Genomic DNA, 23,459 nt, shown 5'->3' with positions numbered 1-23,459 from the left:
GACTTCCGACGATCACCCACGCCCGCCCCATGATCCGCGCTGTCACCGTCACCTGCCTCGTCACCGTACTGCTTCTGGTGCTGTACCTGCCCTCGTCCCGCCCACCGCAGCACTTCCTTGAGCGGTTGCGCCTGGAGCATGATGGCAACGCGGCGTTGTGGGGTATCGCGATCGCTGACCGCATCCTGGACAGGGCGTTGACTCTGCAGGGCCATGCCCGCGTCCACTCCCCCGTGCCCTCCATCGCCGACGCACCGGCGCCGGCCGCCGCGTCCGCCGTGGCTCCCGCCGTGGCTCCCGCCGTGGCGCGGGAGATGGCGCGCGTCAACGCGCGCCTCTTCGACAACCCCTACTTCCGCTCGATCGACGCCTTGCTCGTGTTGGCGCAGTACAGGTTCGCGGCCCTGCTGGAATGGTGGCCGCGGACGTGGGTGGTGGCGCTCGCCCTGGTTCTGGACGCATTGCTGGAGCGTTCCCGCAAGGCCAAGGAGTTCCGACATCACGACCCGGAGCGCTTCGCTCTGTTCGCCAGCTTGGCCATCCTCGTGCTGTGCGCCAGCGTCGTGGCGATGGTCTGGCCCGGCAACCTTCCGCCGTTCATGTGGGCGGTCGTGCCTATCGCAATCGCGGCGCTCGTTGCGCGAGCGGTTTCGCACTTCCACCGTCGCCCGTTCTGAGGCGGCACCGGGGGTCACGTCGGCCGCCAACACGTCGGGCGCGCACGCAAGTCGCGGGCGCGGCGGTGATGTTGGCTGGCCTGCTGCTGGCCATCCCTCGAGTGCGCCGCCGCTGGCATCTGCTGCTCGGGTTGCCGATGGCGATCGGGCTCCTGCGCACCCCTGCTGTGTGGCTGGTCTTCGCCTCAACGCTGACAGTGGCGGAGCGTGTCGGGTTCGGCGCCTTCACGGCGATCGGTCTGGTGTCAATGGGGGTGGACTTTCACCAGACATTTTTCCGTCGCTCAAGCGGCGTTTTCCCGATCGAGCTCCACCGTCTCGACCCCGTGCAGGCCGCCCGGGTGCTCCGCCAGCACGGACGTCCGGAGCAAGCTGAAGCGGTGCTGAGGCGTGCGATGCGCGAGGAGCCTCAACGGCGCGACGAACTGCAGCGCGCCCTCGACGCAATGACGCGGCGAGCCTTGAAAAGCGCCTGACCAAGCAGCGCCCCCTGCGCCGGACAAAGGGCGTCGTGGGCGTTGGCTTAATGCCGGTAACTCAAGGACCTTGGGCATCCCTTGTCGCGTCAAAAGCGAGTGAACGGCTCGGCCGAGTGATCGTGCGGTGTAGCGGTTGAGCGGTGGAGCGGTCGAGCAAATTGCCAATCTCCATGTCTCCATGAACGCCGTCGTCGCGGATTGTTCGAAACGGTGAAGGGCGAACGCCCACGTGTCGGTGGTGGATCCCTGTCACTCTGACGGTCTCTTCACCGCTACCGCCACGCCGGCTGCGTGGGCACACTCCGTCTTGAGTTCTGTTGCGTCTACGTGACTCTCCCTGCTTTCCCCTGGGCAGGAGGCCGCCCAGGTGGGTGATGCCTTTCCAACCCCTGGCCCTTCATCGGACCAGGGGTTTTCTTTGCTGCTCGACGCATCTCCGGGAGAGTCGCCGCAGGGGGCATCGGCGACACCCGACCGGGACCACCCTCTCCCCGTCCCCGCTTTCCCCTCGCTCACCGCGCTCACCGCGCTCGCCGCGCTCCCCGCGCTTCCCGCGATCGCTCCGCCTCACCATTCCCAGCGACCCGGGTCGCTCAAGGTCGTCTGCTGAGCGCGCTGGGCTTACCGCGCGCAACTGCCGCGGGCGTCTGTTCGTCATGCCTCGGACGCATCCCACGGATCGCGTGCGGCGTGGGCACGCTCATCATGCGGAATCGGGCCTTGGATGCCGACCTTGGGCGCCGACCTTGGGCGCCGACCTCTGACGCCGCGCGGGGCCCCCGCGCAAGGACAAGGTGATCTTCAAGCCGCGCGATATCGCCCATGGTCCGCGCAACCTAGCCAGCTTCCGGCGGCGAGCGCAGCACTACCGGGCCAACAGCGCCCTCGGCGCTGGTGTTGATGCGCGGCCAAACTTACTCGCCGGTGACGAACGCGACCCGGCGGCCAGATGCCAAGCGCGCCCTCCGCAGTTCATGGGACGCCGCGTAGAACTCGTCCGTTACGCGATGAAGCAATTTCTACCTTGAAAGCAAGCCGTGCAGCAGTTGCCGGCACCCTTCTCACATTGAGTTCGATAGTGCGCCATCGATGTTCTGCTGGCGTTCCTCTACGCCCCGCCATGCCCGTTCGTACGGCGGGTTTGCTTCCCACGCGCGCGAGCGTCGCAGGGCACGGTGATTGCAATGACGCAGGGGTGGGCACGTGCCACTGCAGTCCGTTCAGGAGACAACACCATGACGCAGCAAGCCAATCAAAGTCGGAACCAGCAAGGTCAAGAGGGCCGGCAGTTCCAGGAACAGCAGCGTACACAGCATCAACAGCATCCACAGCGTCCACAGGCGCAGCAGGCGCAGCAGGGTCAACAGAATTGGCCAAGCCAACAGCTGCGCCATCAAGGTCAGCAAGACCAGCAGCGTCAGCCGGGACAGGGTCGGCAGGGCCCGGAACTGCAACGTCACCAGGACCAGCAACGCCAAGGCGGCCATTAACAAGCGCCAAGCGCGTCGAATGCCACTGACTCACCGAAGGGCCGGCTGGAAGGGCCGCCCTGTTCAATTGGAGCCCCTCCATGCCCGGCGCCGCCTTCACTCCCGAGGATCTCTTCAAGGAACAGCGGGTGGAACACCTGGACTTGCGCCCCGGCGGGGACATCGCCGTTTGTGAGTTGAAGACCGTTGAGCGTGACGACGACGCCTACCAGTCCCACCTGTGGCTCCTGCCCATGGACGGACGCCCGCTCAGCCGGCTGACGTTCGCGCCGGGCCGCAATATCCGGCCGCGATGGTCGCCCCAGGGCGAGCGGATCGCCTTCTTGAGCAACAGGCATGGCGGCGCGGCGCAGATCTATCTGATTGACCACCAGGGCGGTGAAGCCCGTCAGCTCACGCGCTTCGCGTCCACCGTCGTGGACATGGCATGGCATCCGGGCGGCCGACATCTGGCAGTGCTGTGCGCCGTCAATGTCGATCCGGATGAACGTGCGAGCGGGGCGCAAAAGATCGATCTGGCGCGTCCCCTCGCCCCGCCCACGTCCCCGGAGGTGGTCTGGCGGTTGCCGTACAAGATGGATGGCGCGGGGTACACCCTGGGCGCCCGTTTGCAGCTAGTGCTGTACGACATCGACAGCGGTACGACCACGCCGCTCACGCGGGGCGATTTCGACGTCGGACAGTGTTGCTGGTCGCCAGACGGCTCACGTCTGGCAATCATCCGCAACCGGGAAGACGAACGCGATTCGCATTGCAAGGACTTGTGGATCCTCGACCTGGGCGACAAGCCGCGTGCGTTTCCCTCCGCTCGCCGGCTGACCAACACCATTGCCACCGCCTGCTGCCCGGCCTGGTCGCCCGACGGCGAGGTCATCGCGCTCATGGGCGCCAGGGACGGCGGCGACCCCATCATGAGACTGTGGCAGGTGGAAGTATCCAGTGGGGTCCTGCGGCAGGTGGGGGACGACGATCTGGAACTGGTCGGGAACGACCTGTTCTGGGACGCGCGGGGACCTCTGCTTCGCGCGGTCCAGGCCTGGCGCGGCGTCCAGCGGATCGTGGCCATCGACATGAAGCACGGGACTGTCACGCCGTTGGTGGAGCCCGCAGCCGGGCACGTATCCGCCATGGTGGCCCGTGAAGCCATGGTTTTCGCCGAAGAGGGGATCGACCATCCCATCGAGGTCCACCGCTGCGATCTCGACGGAAGCGCGAAGCGGCGCCTGACCGATTTCAACGCCTGGTGGCGCGAACGGCTGGCGCTGGTGACCGAGCGACGCCGCTTCACCGTGCCAGATGGCGATGGAGGCGAGGAAGAGATCGAGGGGTGGCTGCTCCGACGCGCGCAGCCCCGCACGTCCGACTCGTCCGCAGTGTCAGTCGCGCGCTCCGAGCCGTCCGCGCCGTTACAGCCCTCAGAGCCCTTAGAACCCTTAGAGCCCGCTCCCCTTCTGATGGACGTGCATGGCGGTCCGGCTAGCTACGTGATGCTCAAGTACGCGAGCAACCCGTACTGGCAGGTGCTCGCCAGTCAGGGATGGACGGTACTGGCGTTGAACGCCGTGGGCTCAGCCAGCTATGGGCGGCCTTTCAGCCAACGGTTGCGGCGCAACTGGGGCAGGCTTGATCTCCCGCAATATCGCTCGGCCCTCGCCGCGCTCCGACGCGAGGGGCTCGCGGACGGGCGTGTCGCCATCGCGGGGTCGTCCTATGGGGGCTATTTCAGCGCCTACGCCACCGGCAATTGCAGCGACTTCCGCGCAGCCCTGGTCAACGCCCCCGTCGGCAATCTCGAGACCCATTACGGCACCTCCGACAGCGGCTACTACGCCGATCCCTATTCGATGGAGGGCAAGCCTGAGACGGACCGCGAGCTGATGATCGAGCTGTCGCCCATGGCACATATCAGCCGCAGCCGCACGCCCACGCTGTTTTTGCAGGGCAAGGACGACGAGCGGTGCCCCAAGTGCCAGTCCGAGGAGATGTTCGTGAAGCTGCGGCGTTCGGGCACCGTGAGTGAACTGGTGCTGTACCCGCAGGGAGATCACCACCTGCTGGGACAAGGGAGACCGTCGCACCGCATTGACGCGCATGGGCGCATCGTCGCCTGGCTCACGCGCTGGGTCGAGGAGCCGCTGCCGGTGCCGCCTGCTGGATCCGATCCGGCAGACGCGCCGCTTGCGAGCCTGCATCGCTCCTGAGGAGTGAGCCCGACGGTGCAGCGACGAGTGCCTCGATCCCTGCGGGGGTGACATGGTCTGCGCATCTGCAGGAGTCGGCAGGTCGGTGTCGCACGACGGCACGACGCGTCCAGAGGTGCAGCGACCCGGCACGGGCGATGACGCTGACGTACTGCCACAGGTATCGCACTTGCCAATCAAGACATGGCCGTACGCTCTGCACGCGGCCGTTCAGCGCCTGGCACGCCGAGGCGATGCTGGCTGGTGGCTGGTCGTCTTAGACCCATGACTGCGAAGCTTCACGCGCGAAGCTTCAAGTTGCGAAGCCGCCACGGGCTTGCCGGTCCGGACCCGTTCCACGAGCGCGCAGCGTTCCATCGTCTCCACCAGGAGTTTCCATGACCGCCACCGCCACCGCCACCGTCCCGACATCGACATCGACATCGACATCGGCAGCGACATCGGCAGCTGCCGACGCCGTTGTTGCCGTTCGCGACCACGACACCGCATCCACCGCGGCGCCCAACGACGGCGCGCAACGCGGTCCCTGTCCTGGCGCATTCGACCCGATCCGTGGCGAGCATCCCGAGCAGGCACCCTGCAGCGGCTCAAGCCCCCAGCAATGGTGGTCGTGAAGCGGCGCGTCCTCCATCCAACCTGACGCGCCTCGAAACGGTCCCCAGCAGCGGTTCGGCGGCACGTGCTGCCCGGGCGGACTCACTGGCAGCACGTGCCGCCAGAGGGACTCACTGGCTGACCATCTCGCTCACGCGCGCCGCAAGCACGGCCATGTCAAAGGGCTTGCTAATGAGCGACATGCCTGCGCCGAGCACGGGGGCTGTTCCAGCGCCCTCCCGGTTGTATCCCGTCATGAACAGCACGGGCATCTGCGGATGATTGCGTCTCGCCGACTCGGCCACCTCCACCCCGCTCGCTCCCGGCAGGCCGATGTCGGTCACCAGCAAATCCAACGGCCCGTCGAGCATGCGCATGGCCACCGCGCCGTCCGCCGCCTGATGCACCTCGAAGCCCAGGTCCTGCAGCGCCTCGACGACCAGACCGCGGACGACGTCGTCATCCTCCACCACGAGAAGCCTGCCGCGCCGCGGCGATGGGCGCGATGCGGCAGCAGGGACCACCTCGCGTTCGCCGTCGCTGCTTGGCGCCGCGGGCAGGATCAGACGCACGCGGGTGCCCCGCCCCGGCTCGGACTGGATGTCGCAGGCGCCGCCCGACTGCTTGGCGAACCCGTAGATCATGGACAAGCCCAGGCCCGTCCCTTTTCCCATTGGCTTGGTGGTGAAGAAGGGGTCGAACGCCCGCATGCGGACCTCCGCGGGCATCCCCGTGCCGGTGTCCTCCACCTCCACGATTGAATACCCGCCGTCGCGCGACCGTGCCGCCGACGCTTCCCCCATGTCCAGGGGTGCGCCGGAGGTGGTGTCCACCAGCGCATCGACGGTGGAGGTCCGCACGGTCACCGTGCCGCCCTGGGGCATCGCGTCACGCGCATTGATCACCAGGTTGAGGATCGCGTTCTCCAGTTGATTGGGATCGCAACTGGCCCGCGGCGTGGTCGGGTCGAGATCCAGCGCCAGCACGATCGTGTCTCCCAGGGACTGCCGCAGGAGGTCCCGCATCGACGTCACCAACTGGTTCAACGGCACCGCCGAAGTTTTCAATGGCTGGCGCCGAGCGAAAGCCAAGAGCCGCTGCACCAGCGCCGCAGCCCGATCCGCGGATCGTCGGCCGCTGTCGATGGCGCGCTGCATGCCTTCGGTGCTGCCGGTCGCAACGCGTTTGTTCAGCACGTCCAACGAGCCGCTGATCCCCTGCAGCATGTTGTTGAAGTCGTGCGCGATCCCCCCGACCAGTTGCCCCAGTGCCTCCATCTTCTGACTCTGGCGCAGCCGGTCCTGGATCTCGTCGCGCTCCGCGGTGCGCAGATGGACAAGCGTCTCCAGCGAGTTCGCAGCCTGCGCGATGGTTTCGCGCGCCGTCGCCAGCTCGTCCATGCGGTCGCGCAACTGGAACTGACGCTCGCGCGCCCGTAGAGCCGAATGCACCGCGCTGACGAGCGACGCACGGCTCAGTGGACGCTCCAGCACGAGGGTATTGCCGCCCAGCTCCGCCACGAGTTCGGGCAGCACGCTCTGGCGCAGCGCAGCCGAGCGCTGCGGCATCAGCAACACCAGGGGAAGATCGGACCAGATGGGCTGAGCCGCCAGTGCCGCGCGCAGCGCAGCGAGCGCCGGGTGCGCCAGGGCCTCGGTCGTGATGAGCACAGCGCCCAGGGGGCCCTGATCGGCGTGGCGCGCCTGCTCACGCGCCGGCGCCTCCGACAGCCCGCCCGCCACCCGCTCAGCCACCCGCTCAGCCACCCGCTCCGCCAACTCACCAACCGAGCCCATCACCACCATCTGCAAGCCAGCCTCCGCCAGCAGCATCACGGCGTTGCGCGTGTCCGCTCCAGTTGGCGCCAGTATCGCCACGCGCATTGGCCGGGCGGGGAAGCCGCGTTGAGGGTGCTCGCGGTGTGGGGCGACTCCGACGGCGTCTTCGGCGTCGTCGGCGTGGTCGTCTTCGGCTTGGTCGGCTTGGTCGGCGTGATCGGCTTGGTCGGCTTGGTCGGCGACCCGAGCGTCTCTTGCATCAAGGCGCCCGGCGTCATCGACTGCCTGCCCGGCCGAGGCGCCACGGGCGCCGCTGACAAGGGGCAAACCGTCAGGGGGCGAAGTCACCACGATCCTCCATCAGCTGCTCGGCCTGCCCTTCGAAGGTGGGCACGCCTGTGAGCACGCCATGGAACGCGTCGAGGACCTCGCCAATTCGTATCCCCTGCTTGTCGATGCGCAGCTCGCGGATCGATTCCTCATGCGCGCCACCGCGGTTCTTGATGATGGAGAGCGCTTTGCGGATCCGACCGCGATGCTCGAAGAATCGCAGCAGCAACACGGCATCGGCCACGTAGCTCACGTTGAGGTTGGAGGTGGACATGGTGCCGACCAGGCTTTGTTGCGCGTTGAGCAGCAACGTGGTCACCCCTTGCTGGTTCAGGTACGCGAGCAGTTCATGCAGCTGAAGAATGAGCTGCTGCTCCTGGGGCATCGCCGCCATGTACCCGGTGAGGCTGTCGACGACGATCATGCGGGCGCGGCGCCGTTCCACCTGCGCCACCACCATGGCGTCGAACTGTCCGGGTGAGATCTGCGCGGGGTCGACCTGATGAAGCTCCAGCAGACCCGCATCGATGTGGCGGCGAAGCGGCAGTCCGAGCAGTTCGGCCCGTCGCAGCAGGGTGCCGATGCGTTCGTCGAATTCGTACATCGCCACGGGCTCGCCGCGTTCGCACGCGGCGTGGACGAACTGCAGCGCGAGGTTGGTCTTGCCACTGCCGGCAGGCCCCATGAAGAGCGTGGAGGTCCCGCGCAGCGGTCCGCCGTCCATCATCGCGTCCAGCTCTTGGAGGCCGCTGCTCACCGCCTCACCCGTGAAGAGCTGGGCGTGGTCCGACGCGATCAGCCTGGGAAACACTTGAGCGCCGCCCGTGAGCACCACGAAATCGTGGAACCCGGCCACGTAGTCCACCCCGCGAAGCTTGCGCACCTGCAGGCGGCGCCGCGCGCCACCGAAATCCAGCGTCAGCCGCTCCAGCGAGATCACCCCGTGGCACAGGCTATGCAAATGGGCGTCGCTTTGACCCTCGTTGCCGGTCAGGTCGTCAGTGAGCAGCACGGTGACCTGCCGCGTGGCGAAGTACTGCTTGAGCGCCAGCACTTGGCGCCGATAGCGAAGGGAGTCCTGCGCCAGCAGCCGCAGCTCCGACAGGCTGTCGAACACCACGCGGGTCGGCTGCAAGTCATCGATGCGGTCCGTGATGCGCTTGATGGTCTCGCCGAGCTCGAGTTCCCAGGGATGCAGCAGCGTTTGCTGGTGGTCGGGCGAAAAAACGGTGTCGACCTCGGAGAACTCGAAAAGGCTGATGCCGTCCAGATCCCAGCCGTGCGACGCCGCCACATCGGACAGCTCCTCCGCGGTCTCGGACAGCGTGACGTACAGCACCTTCTCGCCGAGCGTCGCGGCGTGTCGCAGGAACTGCAGGGAGACGGTCGTCTTGCCCGTACCCGGCGGCCCTTCGAGCAGATAAAAGCGCGAGGCCGGCAAGCCCCCTCGCAGGACCGCGTCCAGTCCTGGAATTCCGCTCTCGACCCGTTTCGAAGTCACGACTTCTGTGCTCATGCGCGTGCCTGTAGGTGTGCCACTCCAGCGCAGGATAACCCGCCCTCTCGGCCGAGAACGGTGGAAGCTCGACTGGAAAAGCACACGGGTCACTGACCGCCCCACGCCGAGCGCTCCCAGCTCGGCGACTAAGCCGTCTTCGAGAGGCCCACGCGGCCCGCGCATCTCGGGCAGACCGGCGACGCTTCGCGGCAGCCGCTAGGCGTTCCAGCCACCATGCTGCGGACGTTGTGCGGCATCGAGCCGCTCTGGAAACTCCCCACGAACGGGCCGGAAGCCCTCAGCAGGATCATTGTCGGCCGGTTGGAGGCCCTGAGGCGCCTGCTCGGCGAGCTGCAGAGCGGCACCGGCGGGTTTTCCGCTGACGGGGCCGTCGCACCACGCCAACCCATTAGCATCAGTGGTCCCCACCGATCGCTGCGTCGCTGCCCCCACCGACACCGGCCTCGATCGCGGCATCGATCGCGGCATCGATCGCGGCATCGATCGCGGCATCAATAGCGTGCGCGAGCTCGCCCTCGTGAAACGGCTTGGCCACGCGTCGGAACCAAGGCAGCGGCGGTTGGTCGACAAGGCCAGTGTCGCCTCCCGCGCTGATGGCGATCACCGGGATGGCGGCAGTCCGCGGTGCCTGTGCGAGCAGTTCGAACGCCTGCCGTCCCGTCAGCTCCGGCATGTGGTTGTCCATGAGAATGACCGAGGGTTGATGCGCAATGGCCAGGGCCACCCCTTCGCGGCCGTTGGTGGCCGTGATCAGGTGCAGGTCACGACGATGGGACAGCTGAGCCCGCACGAGTTCCTGGCTCCGGAGATCGTCCTCGACAAGGAGCACCGTGTGACGGGGCCGATCGGTCGACGGTGATTGGTGCCTCGTCGCCCGTTCCACCTCCACCTCCACCTCCACCTCCACCTCCGCCCCCACCTCCGCCTCCGCCTCCACGTCCACGCCGACTTCCCGCGCCCACGCTTGGCCTGGACCGGCGGCCACCAGTTCAACCCAGAAGCAGCTGCCCACGTCAGGAGTGCTCGACACACCCATGCGCCCGCCCATGAGTTCCACCAGATGTTTGGTCACGACAAGCCCCAGACCGGTGCCCTCCGTACCGCCTTCACCATGCTGGGAGCGACCCAGCCGGTTGAAGGCCTCGAACAGGTGTTCGAGTTGCTCCGCGGACAGCCCCGCGCCGCCGTCGACCACCTCGATCCGCACGTGGCCACTGTTCGTCTGCCTCACGGTGAGCGTCAGCTCGCCCTGCGCCCGGTTGTACTTGACCGCGTTGGACAGCAGATTGAGCAGGACCTGCTTGAGCCGCGTGCGGTCCGCGACGACGGTCACGTCGGGCGCTGAGGAGAAGCGGCTCTTCAGCGAACGGGCGCTGGCCGAGGGCTCGATGATCGCGGCGCACTCTGCAAGCAACCGGTCCAGCGCCAGCGGTTCCAGGTGCAGTTCAATCTTCCCGGCCTCTATCCGAGCCAGGTTCATCAACTCGCCCACCAGCGTCAGCAAGTGTTGGCCGGCTTGCAGGATGTGCCCGTTGAACGCGGCCTGGCGCTCCGCTGGGAACTGGTGACCTGGCTGAGCGAGCAGCTGGGCGAAGCCGATGACCGCATTCAGTGGCGTTCGCAGCTCGTGACTCATGCGAGTCAGAAATTCACTCTTGGCCTCATTGGCCCGCTGCGCCGCCTTCACCGCAGCCGCGAGCTCCAGGTTGCTCATCTCCAGCTGCCGCGTGCGCAGGGCCACGCGCTGCTCCAAGGCTTCATTGACACTGCGCACCGAGGCCTCCGCGGTCTTGTGCACCGTCACGTCCTTCAACGTGCTGAACCACAAAGAGCCGCCCACCGCAGCGTCTTGGGCGATCGGCTCCAGCACGTGGGCCACGTACACCACCGCACCGGCCGGTTGGACCAGGCGATATTCGATCTCTGTCTTTGTCCCGCTGCTCAGCGCCTGTGTGATGGCTCGGCGCACCTCGCCTTGGTCCTTCTCGTGCACCAGGCGGGCGATCCACGCGTCATGGCTGAGCGGCAAGCTGTCTGTGGAACAGCCGGCCAACACCGGGAGGGTGTCGGACCAACTTTGGAAGGTGCCGTCAGGGAGTGCCACGACGTGGGCTAGCCGGGCCAGTTTCTGGGCGTGCGCCAGCGCAGCTTCGCGCTCACGCAACGCGGCCTCGGCCTGAACGCGCGATGTCACATCCAGCGGAGCAACGAAGCGAGCCGCCCGTCCGCGGTACATCAGCTCATGCGACGTGATCTCGACGAAGATCAACCGCCCATCGCGTAGCCGATGACGCCACACACCGCTGCTGAAGACCTGGGCCGGCGTCAGCCGAACGGACTGCTCCACGGCGCCGATGTCTTCCGGCGGACGGATGTCGCGGATGGTCATCGCCAGAAATTCATCCCGCGAGTAACCGTATTTCTTGCAAGCGACCTCGTTGACGTCCAGAAACGCGAGGGTTTGCAGATCGTAGATCCACATCGGCACCGGGTTGGCCTCGAAGAGCTGCTGGTACCACTGGGGATCGGCTGCGTCCATTGCGGGCGATTGTTCCATCGAACCCCTCTGCTGTCGTGCGGGGCTGATCCGCCCCGGATCGGTAGGCGGCGGGACGGCGGCCGTGCGCCCGCCCCGCCCCTGACGCATCCTTTATCGCCGAGATAGCATAGCCTCAACGCACTGCTCTACTACCGAGGGTGCGCCGTGAGATGAATGACGGCGATCGCCGTCGCAGCCTGTCGCGCCCGCCCGTCGCGCTGTTGCCCTGTTGCCCAGCTGCCTTTTTGCCTTGTTGCCTCGTCTCCAACGGGCAGACAAGCCATCGTCGGCTCGATGTGCCCTGACGATCCGGGATGCTGCCCCAAACCGAACAACAGCGCCGCACGCGATATGAACGCGCGACGGTCGCCATGCGGCTCTCATTCCGCCCTGACGGCGCGATCGTCGTGCGCTCACCCCCTATGGTGGCGCCGTACCTATCCGGGAGACGCCCAGACCTTGTACGCATCGTCAGCGCCACCGGCCTGTGAAAAGTGCAAGACGGATGAGATCCGTCTGCGATCCACGGGCGCGCCCGCTCCTAGCGCTGCCGGTCGAACTTCGTTGCATAGACACCGTTGTGTCTTTGCGCGGGTAGCGCGAACCGCCCGTCCGAGTCGAGATGCGCGCGACCGCCAGGCGTCGCGCCATCCGCTGCGCCCTCTACTTGCGCATTGCGTTCATCACGAACGTCACCACGGCCACCGCAAGGAAGATGAAGAAAAGAATCTTCGCAATCCCTGCCGCCCCTGCGGCAATTCCGCCGAAGCCGAACACTGCGGCGACAAGCGCGATGACAAGAAACACGACGGCGTAATGAAGCATGAGATCTCCTTGAATGTATCCGCGACAACTTCGCAGGATATGGAAGACTTTCACTCGGCAAGACGTGCGCCCGGCAGCTTCGCTGGAGTAAGCCAGAGCGCGATCCGACAGGTCTCTACAAACGGTCAGGACCGACGCCCGGCACCCCCGGCGCAGAGCCCATCTAGCGATCGCCCCAGAACGTGCTGGAAGCCTGCAGCACGATCATCGCGATCGTGGCCGCGGCCATCGCCGCGGTGGCCAGCCAGCCCATCACGCGCCACAGCGGCGGCAGGCGCAGCTCGCCGACGATCTTGCGGTGCGACGCCGCCACCATCACCGCGATCATGATGGGCACGGAGATCACGGCGTTCACGACCGCCGACCACACCAGGGCCTTGATCGGATTGAATCCCGACAGGCTGATCGCCAGGCCGATCAGCATCGCCCCGCTGAGGATCGCGTAGAAGACCTTCGCGGAATGCGCGGGGCGGTCGAGCCCGCGCCGCACGCCGGCGAGCGTGGCGACGGCATAGGCCGCCGATCCCGCGAGCACCGGTAGCGCGAGGAAGCCCGTGCCCACGATGCCGGCGGCGAAGAGCACGAACGCGAAGTTCCCCGCGACCGGCTTGAGCGCCTGCGCGGCCTGCGCGGTGGTCTCAATGTCGCGCACGCCGTGGGCATGCAGCGCCGCGGCGGTCGCGACGATCATGAAGAACGCGATCGTGTTGGAGAAGCCCATGCCGACCAGCGTGTCCGTGCGCAGGCGGCGGAACTGTGCCGTCGCCTGCTCGGGCGCGACGGCGAGCGGACGGTCCGCATCGATGCGGCGGATCTCCTCGGCCTCCTGGCTGGCCTGCCAGAAGAAGAGGTAGGGACTGATCGTCGTGCCGAGGATGGCGACGACGGTGGTCGTGTAGTCGCGGTCCCAGTGCATGGTGGGCATCACCAGCGACTTCAGCGCGAGCACCCAGTCCGCCTGCGCCGCGAAACCGACGCCGACGTAGGCCAGCAGCGTGAGCGTGAGCCACTTCAGCAGCATCACGTAACGGGCGTAGGGCAGCCAGATCTGCAGCAGCAGCGAGAGCAGCGCCATGACCACCACGAACGCGCCCGGTGACCCGCCCACGGCGAGGTGCATCGCGTCGCCCATTGCGCTGAGATCGGCACCCAGGTTGATGACGTTGGCGACGACCAGCAGCGAGACGAGTGCGACCACCAGCCAGCGCGGGCAGAGCTTGGAGAAGTTCTCGGTCAGGCCCTTGCCGGTGATGCGACCGATGCGCGCGCTGGCGAGCTGGATGCCGACCATCAGCGGGAAAGTCACGAGGATGGTCCAGCCGACCGCATAGCCGTACTGCGCGCCGGCCTGCGAGTAGGTCGCAATGCCGCTCGGATCGTCGTCCGCGGCACCGGTGATCAGGCCAGGGCCGAGCTTGCTCCACCATGGCGCGCGGCCGGAGGCCGAGGCCGTCGGTTCCGACGGCGTCGTATCGGAAGTCGCCTCGTGGGTAGGCGGCTCGTGGGTAGGCGGCTCGTGGGTAGACGGCTCGTCGGCCGGCGGGACCGCGTCGGGCACGGCCACCATCACATTTTCGGCTGACCGTTGGAGGCCATCACGCCGCCGTCGACCGGCAGGTTCACGCCGTTGACGAAGCGCGCATCGTCGCTGGCCAGGAAGGCCACGACCGCAGCGATGTCGGCAGGTTCCGCCGGCCGGCCCAGCGGCATCCGTTCCATGAAGCGTGCGACGAGGTCCTGGTCCTCCAGCATCTCCTCGGTCATGCCGGTGCGTGTGAGCGACGGTGCGACCGCATTCACCCGCACGCCCTTGCCGCCGAAGTCCAGCGCGAGCGAGCGCGTGAGGTTCACGACGCCGCCCTTGGCCGCGTTGTAGGCGCACATGCCCCAGTCTCCGGAAAGGCCCGAGACCGACGCGGTGTTGACGATGCAGCCCTTGCGCTTGAGCAGCTCGGGCATCGCCGCGCGGCAGCCGTGGAATACGCCGCTGAGATTGATCGCGAGGGTTTCGTTCCAGTCGTCCAGCGAGACCGTCAGCGCGTCGCCTTCCGTTCCGATCCCCGCGTTGTTGACGATCACGTCCAGCCCACCGAAGCGCTTCACCGCCGCGGCGACCAGCGACGCGACGTCCGCGTACTTCGAGACGTCGGCCGCCAGCGCCAGAGTACGGTTCTGCGGCAGCTGCCGGGCGAATTGCTGGAGCTTGTCCTCACGCCGCGCGCAGATCACGACGTTGGCGCCTTCATGCGAGAAGCGCTCGGCAATGCCGCGCCCGATGCCGGACGAGGCGCCCGTGACGATGACGGTTTTTCCCCTGAATCGTTCCATGCGGGTCTCCTGTGCGATGAGTGGACGACGGCAAGACGAATGCCTGCCATCGGCGGCAGAGCAAAACCGGCGGTGAGGGCCCGACCGTCGACCACCACTCCCTTTCACCAGCGGCCACCTCTCACCCGGCAACGCCGACTTTTCTCACCTGCCAGTCAGCGTCGAAAAATTCGACGGCCGTTCGAGCCACTGCTCGTGCTGTTTGCGTCAGTTCAGAAACTGTGGCCGCAGCGAACGCCATCGGGTGCAAGTTGCTGGCAAGCGCTTCCCTTAACGGCGACGCCCCGAGCTGTCTGACACTTCGTTTCTGCGCGAGCAGCGCTGCAGCATCTTGTTCATGCCCGATGAGATCGATCGCGCGCCACCGTTGAAGGTTCGTTTCCGAAACGCAGCGTCACTTCAGACGCCTGAAGCGCACCGCGTCCACGTAGCGCTCGCCGGACTCTTCGTCCGAATGTTGAGCGGTGACTTCCACCATCCCTTGCTCGGCGAGTTCGTCCAGGCGCTCGAGTTCGCGGGAGAAGCGCTCCAGCGTTTCCACCACGTCTTGATGGTCTCGAAATGCAAAGCGCTGTTCGGAGCCGATCTCCGTCAGCTTGTAGATGTGATCGATGAGCATGACGGTACACCTCAGTGGGAGAGATCCTGCTACGGCCAAGGTTGGATGCGCGCAAGGCATGTTGGCAAGGGACCTCCAAACCTGTGAGCGCCAGAATCAGTGAGGCAACCTCCGCGCCCGCCAAGGCGGCCAAGGCGGCCAAGGCGACCAAGGCGGCCATGTGTCGCCGCTGGCGAGACGATTCTGAACACCTCACAGGCCAAACGACATCGAGCATGAATAGGGCCGCCTGGAGCGGGTGGGATGCACGGCGGGAAACTCAACCCGGCGCCCCTGAGCGTCCATCATGTCGGTTCATGCGCCGATCCGCTCTATGCGGACGTCGCCTTCGGTGATCGACTCCAGCGCAGTCGCATCGCCGACGAGTCGACCCAACCGGATGAGTCCGCTGGCATGCTGCGCCCCTCGATAGAACAACGCAATGTTGCCCCAGGGAGCGTAGTAGGCAACATCTCCCGGTACCGGCGTCATGCCAGGCAGTCCCGAGGCAGCCAACAACCGTCGCGGAAGGTACGCAATTTTTTCGGTGGCCTGATAGTCCTCCAGGCGGACCGTCATCGGCAGTTGAGGCCAGAGCTCCAGCGTGGCGCGGTTCGCGTCCAGGATCACCTCGATACGGATACCACGTCGTTGTAGTTGTATTTTCATGCGCGACTCTTGGCCCATGCCGCCTATGGCGCGGATTCGATGATCCCCACCGCGGTGGCCGGGACGCCATCATGCGCGTCAGCGCCCCTCCGGGTGGAGGTACCGCGTGGCTGTCCCCCGTTCCGGTCGACGCAACCCGTCTCTCGATTCTTCCTGGCAGCCGCAGCCGCAGCCGCAGCCGCAGCCGCAGCCGCAGTTGCAGTTGCAGTTGCAGTCGCGAGGCGCCGGCAGACTCTCGGCGGGCATTCCGCCTTGGGGCTCGGCTGCATACGATGAGCGACGTGGCTCACCTGCCTCCTGGATCCGCCCGCTGCCCCTCATTAGCGCTCTCGGGATCCAGTCAGCTCGTCCCGGTTCGGCATGCCGGCCTCGATGCTAACGTCGACGCTAACGTCGACGCGGCGCCGGCTGGCCGACGCCGCCCATCGACTGTTCACGGCGCGCGCTGCTGTCGCCGCGGTTGGCATCTGCCTTGCTGGGATTCACCCGTTGGCAGTTGCCAATGCGTTTTCAAGGAGTACGCCATGATGGATAAACCCAGCGCGAGTCAGAGGTCGCAAGGCCGCGACAGCTTGAAACAGCAAAGTGATTCACAGCCGAGCCGACAGTCGGGAAGCCCGCGTACGGCCGATCAGCATGACCTTCGCGGGCTCGTGGACCAGAAAGACCTCGAAGACGGGCGCGTGCGGCCAATCCAGCCTGGTTCAGAGGATCTGCGGAATCAGGCCGGCCACGAGGCACCGAAGCCACCGAACGACCCTGACCGACAACTGGTGAAGGATCTGCAGAAGGAGGAAGGGGAACGCCCGAACGGCGAACAACGCAAGAACGGCGCCCCTTTGGGCTCGGCTGAACAGTAGGGCGTGGCGAAGGCTGCGGCGACCGCCCACCGACCGCTGAAGTGGCCGCACCACAGTGCGGCGCCGCCGGATGTCTGGGCCACGTCGCAGCAGCCGCCGTCCGAGCCTGCTCAACACGAAACCCACGTTGGAGATGTCCTCGAGGTACAAGGCACTGAAGCAACCGGGAACCATCGCCGCGATCGCGACCCTGCACAGGTCTTCAACCGGCAGCCTCCTGCCGCCCCTTGTTCAAGCGAATCTGCGCTTCAACGGCCAAGGAGGGGCGCGGTGGCGGCGCCTCTCATTCACTGCGCGGCACTTCGATGCCTTTGAGAAGGTGCCGCATGGATTCGTCAACGTCGCGGCTGCGCACCCGTTGCTTACGCCCCCCGCGGCGAGATCGGCCACCATCGCGAGCATCACATCGATGTCGAAAGGCTTGGACAGGAAGCCATCGTAGTCGCCGAAAGACTTCTGAACGACTTCCTCGTTCGTGCCACTGATGAACATGAAGGGGATGTCCGCCCAATGCGGCGTCTGACGGATCAACGTGCCGAACTCGCCCCCCGTCATGTGAGGCATCATGAAGTCGCTCACGATCACCGCCGGGCGCTCGCCTCCCAGCATCTCCATCGCCGCCCGACCGTTGGAGACCGAGGTGACGCGGTAGCCATGCGCTTCAAGGATCAGCTGCAGGATCTCTGCGGCGCCGTACTCGTCTTCCACAATCAGAATGAGCTTCATTCGAGGTGGTCCTCTGCCGTTATACCCAGCCGTCGAGGCGATCAATCTCGCAGCGAGATGACGGTCGCTCCGACACGATGCCCCCTCATCTTGCGAACGGCCAGCTGGCGCGACGCCCCGGGTTGCCGGGGCGCCTCCAGGGCGAGCACGTTATCGAACAAGGCCGCCAACCCTGGGGCAATTGGTGTGCCGCTTGCCACGCTGATTTCGGCCGGGTCCAAGGTGAACAACGCCGTGACGGCACGCTGACGAAGTTCGATCAAGAGCCGGCCAAGGAATCGATAGCCCCGGTCCTGAAACGCGCGGGTGTCGGCCAGGGCAGCGACCCCATCCAGCACCAGTCGTCGGACTTTGCCCTCGTCGAGCAGTCGCAAGATCTTGTGGCCCATCTCGTCGAGCGACTCGTCCACCTGGCCAAGCGTTTCGATACGAAGGGCGCCGCTGTCCACAGCGGTTTCCAGCCCGATGTCGAACCGCGCCGCGAGGCGACAGGCGCCGGGCTTGGTCTCGGGCGCGCCGATCAGCAGCAGTCCCGGCTGGTCCGGCGTGGACCCTGCCGCGAAGCGGTATCCCATGAGCGTCTTGCCCGCGCCGCTGTCGCCGACCACCAGCGACATGCTTCCAGCCCAGACACCGGATTCCCCCAGGACCGCGTCGACCTCCGGGATGCCCAGCACCACCGCTTGCGGCACCGCGCGTTCGCCCTTCGGGAGGGGCAGGTTCTCCAAACGGGGGAAGAACCGCAGTCCTTCGTCGGTGATGCAAAACGAGTGCTGACCCCGCACCACCTCGCTCCCACGGAATTTGCGGACCTGCACGAGGCGCTCCGCCCTGCCCTTGAAGAGTTGGTCCTCGAACGAGAAGATGCCGTCCACCATCGTCTGTTCCGCACTGAGCGCGTTGCCCCGGCCCGTGGTCAGCACCAGGCACGTGCAGTTCATGGCGGTGACCAGGCTCTGGAGTTCGTGCACGAACTGGCGCACGCCTTCGTCGATGCCCGGCGCGCTCACCACCAGACCGTCGACGACAAGCAGGGTTGCCGCGCTTCGCACCAGCTCGCTGCGCAGCAGACTGACCACCCCCTTGAGTCCTTCGTTCTCCAGTTCGCGGTAGCCACTCATGTAGAACACGAAGGCGTTGACCGCTGTCTTGCGGAAGAACGTCTGGTTGCTCATGTGCTGCACCATGCGCGCGTGCGACTCCGAGAGCATCGTGACGTACAGGGTCTTGTTGCCGGCGCTGGCGTGGTTGTACGCCATCTGGTTGGCCAGCGTGGTCTTGCCGACCCCGGGCGGGCCTTCGAGGATGTATACCCCACCTTCGAACAAGCCGCCGTGCAGGATGTCGTCCAACCCGGCAACGGTCGATGGAAACCTTTTCATGTGATGCGCCTGATGTCTGAGGAAATGAATGCTCGGCCTGAACCTGAGGCGTCATCACCGCGATCAAAGTTCAACTCCCCTGCATAACCGTCAAAATTCTAAGCAGATTCGAGCCACGAACTCCCCTGGCGTCGCTCGTTTGCGTAGCCAAGCGTTCCATGGCGCGGCGCGTGAGGTCGATCCGGCTCGGCGTTGAATGCGCTTGGGCAGGCTGCCCCTGCGTGAAGATCCCCCTTGCAGGGTACAGCGCTGGCCGTGTGACCGGCTTCGGGCGCCGCCCGGACGGCAAGGAGTGCGCGGACAAGTCAGGCCCGACCCGCCGCCAATCGCGCGGGCACGGCGTGACCTCGCCGTTGCTTCACTGGTGCGCCTGACGGATCGTCCGCTTTGAGCCGCGACCATCGCCGGCGTGGGCGACTGGTTTTACAGCGTGCCCGATCTTCCCCTGGTACGTGTGCGCTGTGATTGGGCAGCTCCAAATATCGACGCGTCTCCTGTCCGCGAAGGGCGCCTTCAGGGCGTCAACGGATCTCCCGATTTCCCCATTTCCCAATTTCCCCATTTCCCAATTTCCCCATTTCCCGCTTGCCCGATGGCCTGATGGCCTGATGGCCCGATGGCCCGATGGCCCGATTTCCCGAGGGCCCGCTGATCCGAAGGTCAAGGGCCAAAGTCCCGCAAATTGTGTGCAGCGCCGCCAGCGCCGGCCTGGTATCGAAAAGCGTGGGCTGATCTCGCGATTCCGGGGCGACCCGTGAGAGCTCCCGTCCTACTCTGACCGCATTCGAGGAATTCGCTGCGCGCCACGTCAACGTGCAGTGTTTCCTCAAGGAGGTTCAGATGTACGCATCCTCGGCGGCACGCCGCTCCAGACCAACGCCTTCCCAGACGGAACGCACGTCCGGTGGGGATACGACCAACGCGAATCCTCTGCACTCCGTGGCCTGTTCACAAGCCGATGCGAAGGAGACGCCCCAGCACGGGCCTGCTCGCTCGTCAGGAACGCGAGCGTCGCCTCGTGTCAGCAACCTGACCGCGCACGCACTCACCACCGCCTCGGCCCTGCTGTTCATGCTCTCGCCAGCGATGGGTGCGGCATGTTGGCGCGATGCCGCGCAACGCCATGGTGTGCCCGTCGCACTGCTTCACGCAGTCGCGCGCGTCGAATCGAACCTTGATGCGCAGGCGATCAACCGTTCCCATTTCGTGAGGACCGGAACGTATGACATTGGCCTGATGCAGATCAACAGCTCGCACCTCAAGACGCTTCGCCGCTACGGAGTGGATGAGGCAGCTCTGCTGAACCCCTGCATCAATCTGCACATCGGCGCATGGCTTCTGGCGGATGCCATATCCCGCCACGGGATGAGCTGGAACGCCGTGGGCGCCTACAACGCGGCCTGCACGCGGCTGCATCCCGATGCCTGCTCGCGAGCGAGAGCACGGTATGCCTGGAAGGTCTACCGGCACCTGCGTGAAACGCCGATGTCCGCCCAAGCATCGACCGGCCAGCCTTCGGCCGGTGACGGGTGTCCACGGCCTTGCCGAGTTGGCGCGTCTGCGATCCGCCCGGCCTCACCTCGCCCTGCCGGGAGTTGAACTGTCATTGCCTTGCGCCATTGCCTTGCGCCATTGCCTTGCGCCATTGCCTTGCGCCATTGCCTTGCGCAATTGCCTTGCGCCATTGCCTTGTGTCCGCCGAGGTCGCGTGGCGCCCCGAGTCGCGCCGTTGTTCAGTATCACTGGAGCTCACATGACCCCCAACATCTCCACCACCGTTTCGCCTGTAGCACCTACTGCCGCTGCGGCGTCATCGGCATCCGCTGAGCCGACGTCCAGCACCTCGACTGCACTTCACGAACCGTCCACGGCAGAGTCAGCTGAAGCAGCAGCGGCAGCGATCGCGGCCCCTGCCCCGCTCAGCCGCAGGCTCGTCGCCTTCCATGCGCTGCTCATCATCGCGGTCGTTGGCCTCGCCAGCACCTTCCCCAGTCATGCCCTGGATCTTGTCGCTTTCAGCGGCATCACCGGCCCGTTGACCTCGGCGCTCACGCAGATCTCCGCGCTCGGACCGGGCATCAAGGCGCTGGTGGGGTTCGTGGGCTTCGTCGTCGCGCTGATCTCGTTGTCGGCGATGCGCAACTTCTCCTCAGTGCTGTTCTACGTGGGTCTTGCCATCTTCGCCGCGGTGGGGCTCGTCATCGCGGGCGCCATCATGGGCGCCGTGGTCTGAGCCGTCGCGGGCGTTGCCAATCATCCCCTGCAATCAGCAGCCACTGCCGGGAGGCCCTATGCAAACGGACACCTACATCCCGCGGCGTCTTGACGACCAGTGGAAGATCGGTTTTTGGGATGTCGACGTGGCTGCGCCCGTCGTTTTCATGTTCTTCGCCGGATACCTGGCAGGCAACAAGCTGGCGTTTGCCCTCTGCGTGGGCGTCGGCCTAGGCGTTGCTCGCTGGATGTCGCGCATCAAGGCTGACAAGCATCCCGCCTTCGCCATCCACTGGCTGTACTGGCATCTGCCAACCAACCCCATCACTGCGCTGCGCGCGACGCCGCCATCACACCTGCGTCGGATGGTCGGTTAGGTCCGTCACGTAGGGTTGGATTGGTCAGGTCGTCCAGCCGCGGTCAAGTCGGTCAAGTCGCTCAAGTCGGCAAGGTCGGCTAGGTGGGCCCAGTCGATCCTCTCAGCCCCAATCGGAGGCACACATGGACTTCGAACGCTTCAAAAGCGACATCGGTGAACTGCAACGGCGCAACCGGGGGTTGGGTTTCACGGTCGGTGCGCTGGCGGCGAGCCTGTTGCTCTCGTTGATCGTCGTCTTCAATCTCCTGGGCACAGTACGAACCGTCGTCGTGCCGCCGTCGATCAACAAGTCCTTCTGGGTGACGCGCGACAGGGCGTCTGTCGAGCTGCTCGAGCAAATGGGCAGCTTCATTGCCTGGCTGGTGCTGGACGTCAGCCCAAGCTCGATCGACTGGAAGAAGGACCTGCTGCTGGGCTACGTGGATCCGCTCCAGCACGGCGCGCTCAAGACGCGCCAGGAGGTGGAGTCCGAGCGCCTCAAGCGCATCAATGCGGCGACCTCGTTCGCGCCGCAGCAACTGGTGGCCAGCGAGGCCGGCCAGTCTCTGGTGGTACGTGGGCGGCTGCGCACTCTCGTCAACGGGTTTGAGACCGCCAACGAGCTCAAGGCCTACCGGATCGATTTCGGCTACGCCGGCGCGCGCATGCACGTGGCCGCTTTCAAGGAGGTGCCGTATGCCGTCAAGTGACGTGAGCATCGCAGGCCGCGTCTCGCCAGCGGCCGGCTGCGACGCGCATCGGCTGTCGCGGGACAAGCTTGGATCCCGCATGCATGCAATGCGCTCGCCGCCCCGCAGCGGGTCGCGGCGTCGGCCGATCGCCCCACAGGCGCTCGGCGCGATGGCACTGTCGCTCGCACTGCACGCGCACGCGCTCCAGGTGTTGGAAGCCATCGACGGCGTCGCCGTGCAAGGCGTCATCTCGATCAAGGAGCCCACGCGCATCCGCATCGAGGGTGGCGCCATCACGGACGTGGTGGGCAACATCTTCTCCACCCGCTGCGCGCCACCGCCGGCGGGACCGATGGCGTCAGGCCGTTCGTTGGCCGGCTTTGGCAACGACGGCGCCGCCCTTCCAGGCAGCCCGACCGTCCCTTCCGACCCCAACGGAACCGCTGGCCCTGTCGGTGTCGGCCCGGGCAATTCCATCGGTCCTATTTCCCCCTTCAGCTCCGGCAGCCCGATCAGCCCGATCAGCCCGGTCAGCTCCGTCACCCCAATCAACCCGGGCGGCGACGTGGTGCTGGAGTGCGACCCCGACAAGGGCGAGGTGTATGTGCGCCCTGTAGGCGTCAGCGACAAGCCGATCAACCTGTTCGTGTCCTCGGCGACTGCCACCTACACCTTGATCCTGACACGCGCGGATACGCCCGCCGACACGGTCCTGATCAGGGACAAGACGCCGCTGGCCCTGCGTCGCTTCACGAGAAGCACCCCCACCACCTCAGGCATGCCTCAAGCGGCAAGCCCTTCCCCCAGCCATGTTCGTGCGATGAAAGCGTTGTTGGTGGCGATGGCCTCCGACCGGATCCCGACCGACATGCGTGTGGACGAGACGCCGCGTCTCGTGCCACTCTGGACGGGGGTCAAGTTCTCGCTGCTTCGCGTGTACGAGGGCCGTGGCCTGACCGGCGAGCAGTACTCGCTGCAGAACGTCAACGATCTGCCGATCGTGCTGGCCGAGCAGGAGTTCGACCGTCCCGCAGCCTCCGCCGGCGGCGAGGTCACAGGCGTGGCCATCGAGCGACACGCGTTGCAGCCCGGTGAGTCGACGCTCGTGTATGTGATCCGCCGTGGAGGCGCCCGATGACGCGCCCGACGTTGTCCCCTCGGTCACTGGCCGCGTTGCGCGAGGGGTTCGCGCACGCCTGG

At 66.1% G+C, this 23,459-nt stretch carries 22 protein-coding genes; 10 read left to right on the top strand and 12 right to left on the bottom strand.

Going from position 1 to position 23,459, the window contains the following annotated elements:
• Positions 1-29: 29 nt before the first annotated feature.
• Positions 30-677: a DUF4400 domain-containing protein gene (locus ACQ859_RS16275; RefSeq protein WP_431261816.1), complete on the top strand. Its 648-nt coding sequence runs from the start codon at positions 30-32 to the stop codon at positions 675-677.
• A gap of 68 nt (positions 678-745) precedes the next feature.
• Entirely contained in the window at positions 746-1,153 is a 408-nt protein-coding gene (locus ACQ859_RS16270; protein ID WP_431261815.1) for a hypothetical protein, read from the top strand.
• A gap of 1,223 nt (positions 1,154-2,376) precedes the next feature.
• On the opposite strand, the gene ACQ859_RS16265 is transcribed toward ACQ859_RS16270, so the two are convergent.
• The gene (locus tag ACQ859_RS16265) at positions 2,377-2,643 is read right to left on the bottom strand and encodes a hypothetical protein (RefSeq protein WP_431261814.1); all 267 of its coding nucleotides are present in this window, start codon (positions 2,641-2,643) and stop codon (positions 2,377-2,379) included.
• An 83-nt stretch (positions 2,644-2,726) separates the two neighbouring features.
• Here ACQ859_RS16265 and ACQ859_RS16260 point away from each other — a divergent pair, with 83 nt between their 5' ends.
• Both ACQ859_RS16260 and ACQ859_RS16255 read left to right on the top strand, forming a co-directional pair.
• Positions 2,727-4,847 carry a prolyl oligopeptidase family serine peptidase gene (locus ACQ859_RS16260; protein WP_431261813.1) on the top strand — a complete coding sequence of 707 codons (2,121 nt, stop codon included), beginning with the start codon at positions 2,727-2,729 and terminating at the stop codon, positions 4,845-4,847.
• A 377-nt stretch (positions 4,848-5,224) separates the two neighbouring features.
• Positions 5,225-5,461 carry a hypothetical protein gene (locus tag ACQ859_RS16255; RefSeq protein WP_431261812.1) on the top strand — a complete coding sequence of 79 codons (237 nt, stop codon included), beginning with the start codon at positions 5,225-5,227 and terminating at the stop codon, positions 5,459-5,461.
• A gap of 111 nt (positions 5,462-5,572) precedes the next feature.
• Here the strand turns inward: ACQ859_RS16255 and ACQ859_RS16250 are convergent, their stop codons facing one another.
• The 9 genes from ACQ859_RS16250 to ACQ859_RS16210 form a co-directional block, all read right to left on the bottom strand.
• A complete protein-coding gene (locus ACQ859_RS16250; RefSeq protein ID WP_431266573.1) occupies positions 5,573-7,273 on the bottom strand; it encodes an ATP-binding protein in 1,701 nt (566 codons plus the stop codon).
• Positions 7,273-7,479 (bottom strand): hypothetical protein, encoded by a 207-nt coding sequence (locus tag ACQ859_RS16245; RefSeq protein WP_431261811.1) that lies wholly within the window; start codon positions 7,477-7,479, stop codon positions 7,273-7,275. Before ACQ859_RS16245 ends, ACQ859_RS16250 begins: the two co-directional genes overlap by 1 nt.
• A gap of 71 nt (positions 7,480-7,550) precedes the next feature.
• Positions 7,551-9,065 carry an ATPase domain-containing protein gene (locus tag ACQ859_RS16240; RefSeq protein WP_431266572.1) on the bottom strand — a complete coding sequence of 505 codons (1,515 nt, stop codon included), beginning with the start codon at positions 9,063-9,065 and terminating at the stop codon, positions 7,551-7,553.
• A gap of 397 nt (positions 9,066-9,462) precedes the next feature.
• Positions 9,463-11,607, bottom strand: a complete 2,145-nt coding sequence (locus tag ACQ859_RS16235; protein WP_431261810.1) for a PAS domain-containing hybrid sensor histidine kinase/response regulator — start codon at positions 11,605-11,607, stop codon at positions 9,463-9,465.
• A gap of 663 nt (positions 11,608-12,270) precedes the next feature.
• Positions 12,271-12,432 (bottom strand): DUF1328 domain-containing protein, encoded by a 162-nt coding sequence (locus ACQ859_RS16230; RefSeq protein ID WP_431257659.1) that lies wholly within the window; start codon positions 12,430-12,432, stop codon positions 12,271-12,273.
• Between the two features lie 163 nt (positions 12,433-12,595).
• Positions 12,596-13,999, bottom strand: coding sequence for an NRAMP family divalent metal transporter (locus ACQ859_RS16225; RefSeq protein ID WP_431261809.1), 1,404 nt, complete (start codon positions 13,997-13,999; stop codon positions 12,596-12,598).
• Positions 13,999-14,760 carry an SDR family NAD(P)-dependent oxidoreductase gene (locus ACQ859_RS16220; protein WP_431261808.1) on the bottom strand — a complete coding sequence of 254 codons (762 nt, stop codon included), beginning with the start codon at positions 14,758-14,760 and terminating at the stop codon, positions 13,999-14,001. Before ACQ859_RS16220 ends, ACQ859_RS16225 begins: the two co-directional genes overlap by 1 nt.
• Positions 14,761-15,154: 394 nt before the next feature.
• Positions 15,155-15,379: a hypothetical protein gene (locus ACQ859_RS16215; protein ID WP_431257662.1), complete on the bottom strand. Its 225-nt coding sequence runs from the start codon at positions 15,377-15,379 to the stop codon at positions 15,155-15,157.
• Between the two features lie 294 nt (positions 15,380-15,673).
• Positions 15,674-16,027, bottom strand: coding sequence for a cyclophilin-like fold protein (locus ACQ859_RS16210; RefSeq protein ID WP_431257663.1), 354 nt, complete (start codon positions 16,025-16,027; stop codon positions 15,674-15,676).
• A gap of 524 nt (positions 16,028-16,551) precedes the next feature.
• On the opposite strand from ACQ859_RS16210, the gene ACQ859_RS16205 reads away from it, so the two are divergent.
• Positions 16,552-16,887: a hypothetical protein gene (locus tag ACQ859_RS16205; RefSeq protein ID WP_431261807.1), complete on the top strand. Its 336-nt coding sequence runs from the start codon at positions 16,552-16,554 to the stop codon at positions 16,885-16,887.
• Positions 16,888-17,118: 231 nt separating this feature from the next.
• Here the strand turns inward: ACQ859_RS16205 and ACQ859_RS16200 are convergent, their stop codons facing one another.
• Both ACQ859_RS16200 and ACQ859_RS16195 read right to left on the bottom strand, forming a co-directional pair.
• A complete protein-coding gene (locus ACQ859_RS16200) occupies positions 17,119-17,613 on the bottom strand; it encodes a response regulator (protein ID WP_431261806.1) in 495 nt (164 codons plus the stop codon).
• A gap of 41 nt (positions 17,614-17,654) precedes the next feature.
• Entirely contained in the window at positions 17,655-18,995 is a 1,341-nt protein-coding gene (locus ACQ859_RS16195) for an RAD55 family ATPase (RefSeq protein ID WP_431261805.1), read from the bottom strand.
• Between the two features lie 840 nt (positions 18,996-19,835).
• Between ACQ859_RS16195 and ACQ859_RS16190 the strand changes: the two genes are divergently transcribed.
• The 5 genes from ACQ859_RS16190 (at position 19,836) to ACQ859_RS16170 (ending at position 23,397) form a co-directional block, all read left to right on the top strand.
• Positions 19,836-20,594: a lytic transglycosylase domain-containing protein gene (locus ACQ859_RS16190; protein WP_431261804.1), complete on the top strand. Its 759-nt coding sequence runs from the start codon at positions 19,836-19,838 to the stop codon at positions 20,592-20,594.
• A 154-nt stretch (positions 20,595-20,748) separates the two neighbouring features.
• Entirely contained in the window at positions 20,749-21,228 is a 480-nt protein-coding gene (locus ACQ859_RS16185) for a hypothetical protein (RefSeq protein ID WP_431261803.1), read from the top strand.
• A gap of 58 nt (positions 21,229-21,286) precedes the next feature.
• Entirely contained in the window at positions 21,287-21,586 is a 300-nt protein-coding gene (gene traL / locus ACQ859_RS16180) for a type IV conjugative transfer system protein TraL (RefSeq protein WP_431257669.1), read from the top strand.
• Positions 21,587-21,710: 124 nt separating this feature from the next.
• On the top strand, positions 21,711-22,277 hold the full coding sequence (traE, locus tag ACQ859_RS16175) for a type IV conjugative transfer system protein TraE (RefSeq protein ID WP_431261802.1): 567 nt from the start codon (positions 21,711-21,713) through the stop codon (positions 22,275-22,277).
• Positions 22,278-22,428: 151 nt separating this feature from the next.
• Positions 22,429-23,397: a type-F conjugative transfer system secretin TraK gene (locus ACQ859_RS16170; RefSeq protein WP_431261801.1), complete on the top strand. Its 969-nt coding sequence runs from the start codon at positions 22,429-22,431 to the stop codon at positions 23,395-23,397.
• Positions 23,398-23,459 lie beyond the last annotated feature (62 nt).

The organism is Roseateles chitinivorans (genome assembly GCF_050632235.1).
In the GTDB taxonomy this organism is placed as follows: Bacteria; Pseudomonadota; Gammaproteobacteria; order Burkholderiales; family Burkholderiaceae_C; genus Roseateles; species Roseateles chitinivorans_A.
Note: the sequence above shows the minus strand (reverse complement) of the source record. Positions and strands in the feature narration are given on the sequence as shown.

Coding starts and splice junctions, on each gene's coding strand:
- ACQ859_RS16275 (WP_431261816.1), top strand. CDS start 30: ATGATCCGCGCTGTCACCGTCACCTGCCTCGTCACCGTACTGCTTCTG.
- ACQ859_RS16270 (WP_431261815.1), top strand. CDS start 746: ATGTTGGCTGGCCTGCTGCTGGCCATCCCTCGAGTGCGCCGCCGCTGG.
- ACQ859_RS16265 (WP_431261814.1), bottom strand. CDS start 2,643: ATGGCCGCCTTGGCGTTGCTGGTCCTGGTGACGTTGCAGTTCCGGGCC.
- ACQ859_RS16260 (WP_431261813.1), top strand. CDS start 2,727: ATGCCCGGCGCCGCCTTCACTCCCGAGGATCTCTTCAAGGAACAGCGG.
- ACQ859_RS16255 (WP_431261812.1), top strand. CDS start 5,225: ATGACCGCCACCGCCACCGCCACCGTCCCGACATCGACATCGACATCG.
- ACQ859_RS16250 (WP_431266573.1), bottom strand. CDS start 7,273: ATGCTGCTGGCGGAGGCTGGCTTGCAGATGGTGGTGATGGGCTCGGTT.
- ACQ859_RS16245 (WP_431261811.1), bottom strand. CDS start 7,479: ATGCAAGAGACGCTCGGGTCGCCGACCAAGCCGACCAAGCCGATCACG.
- ACQ859_RS16240 (WP_431266572.1), bottom strand. CDS start 9,065: ATGAGCACAGAAGTCGTGACTTCGAAACGGGTCGAGAGCGGAATTCCA.
- ACQ859_RS16235 (WP_431261810.1), bottom strand. CDS start 11,607: ATGGACGCAGCCGATCCCCAGTGGTACCAGCAGCTCTTCGAGGCCAAC.
- ACQ859_RS16230 (WP_431257659.1), bottom strand. CDS start 12,432: ATGCTTCATTACGCCGTCGTGTTTCTTGTCATCGCGCTTGTCGCCGCA.
- ACQ859_RS16225 (WP_431261809.1), bottom strand. CDS start 13,999: ATGGTGGCCGTGCCCGACGCGGTCCCGCCGGCCGACGAGCCGTCTACC.
- ACQ859_RS16220 (WP_431261808.1), bottom strand. CDS start 14,760: ATGGAACGATTCAGGGGAAAAACCGTCATCGTCACGGGCGCCTCGTCC.
- ACQ859_RS16215 (WP_431257662.1), bottom strand. CDS start 15,379: ATGCTCATCGATCACATCTACAAGCTGACGGAGATCGGCTCCGAACAG.
- ACQ859_RS16210 (WP_431257663.1), bottom strand. CDS start 16,027: ATGAAAATACAACTACAACGACGTGGTATCCGTATCGAGGTGATCCTG.
- ACQ859_RS16205 (WP_431261807.1), top strand. CDS start 16,552: ATGATGGATAAACCCAGCGCGAGTCAGAGGTCGCAAGGCCGCGACAGC.
- ACQ859_RS16200 (WP_431261806.1), bottom strand. CDS start 17,613: ATGAAGCTCATTCTGATTGTGGAAGACGAGTACGGCGCCGCAGAGATC.
- ACQ859_RS16195 (WP_431261805.1), bottom strand. CDS start 18,995: ATGAAAAGGTTTCCATCGACCGTTGCCGGGTTGGACGACATCCTGCAC.
- ACQ859_RS16190 (WP_431261804.1), top strand. CDS start 19,836: ATGTACGCATCCTCGGCGGCACGCCGCTCCAGACCAACGCCTTCCCAG.
- ACQ859_RS16185 (WP_431261803.1), top strand. CDS start 20,749: ATGACCCCCAACATCTCCACCACCGTTTCGCCTGTAGCACCTACTGCC.
- traL (WP_431257669.1), top strand. CDS start 21,287: ATGCAAACGGACACCTACATCCCGCGGCGTCTTGACGACCAGTGGAAG.
- traE (WP_431261802.1), top strand. CDS start 21,711: ATGGACTTCGAACGCTTCAAAAGCGACATCGGTGAACTGCAACGGCGC.
- ACQ859_RS16170 (WP_431261801.1), top strand. CDS start 22,429: ATGGCACTGTCGCTCGCACTGCACGCGCACGCGCTCCAGGTGTTGGAA.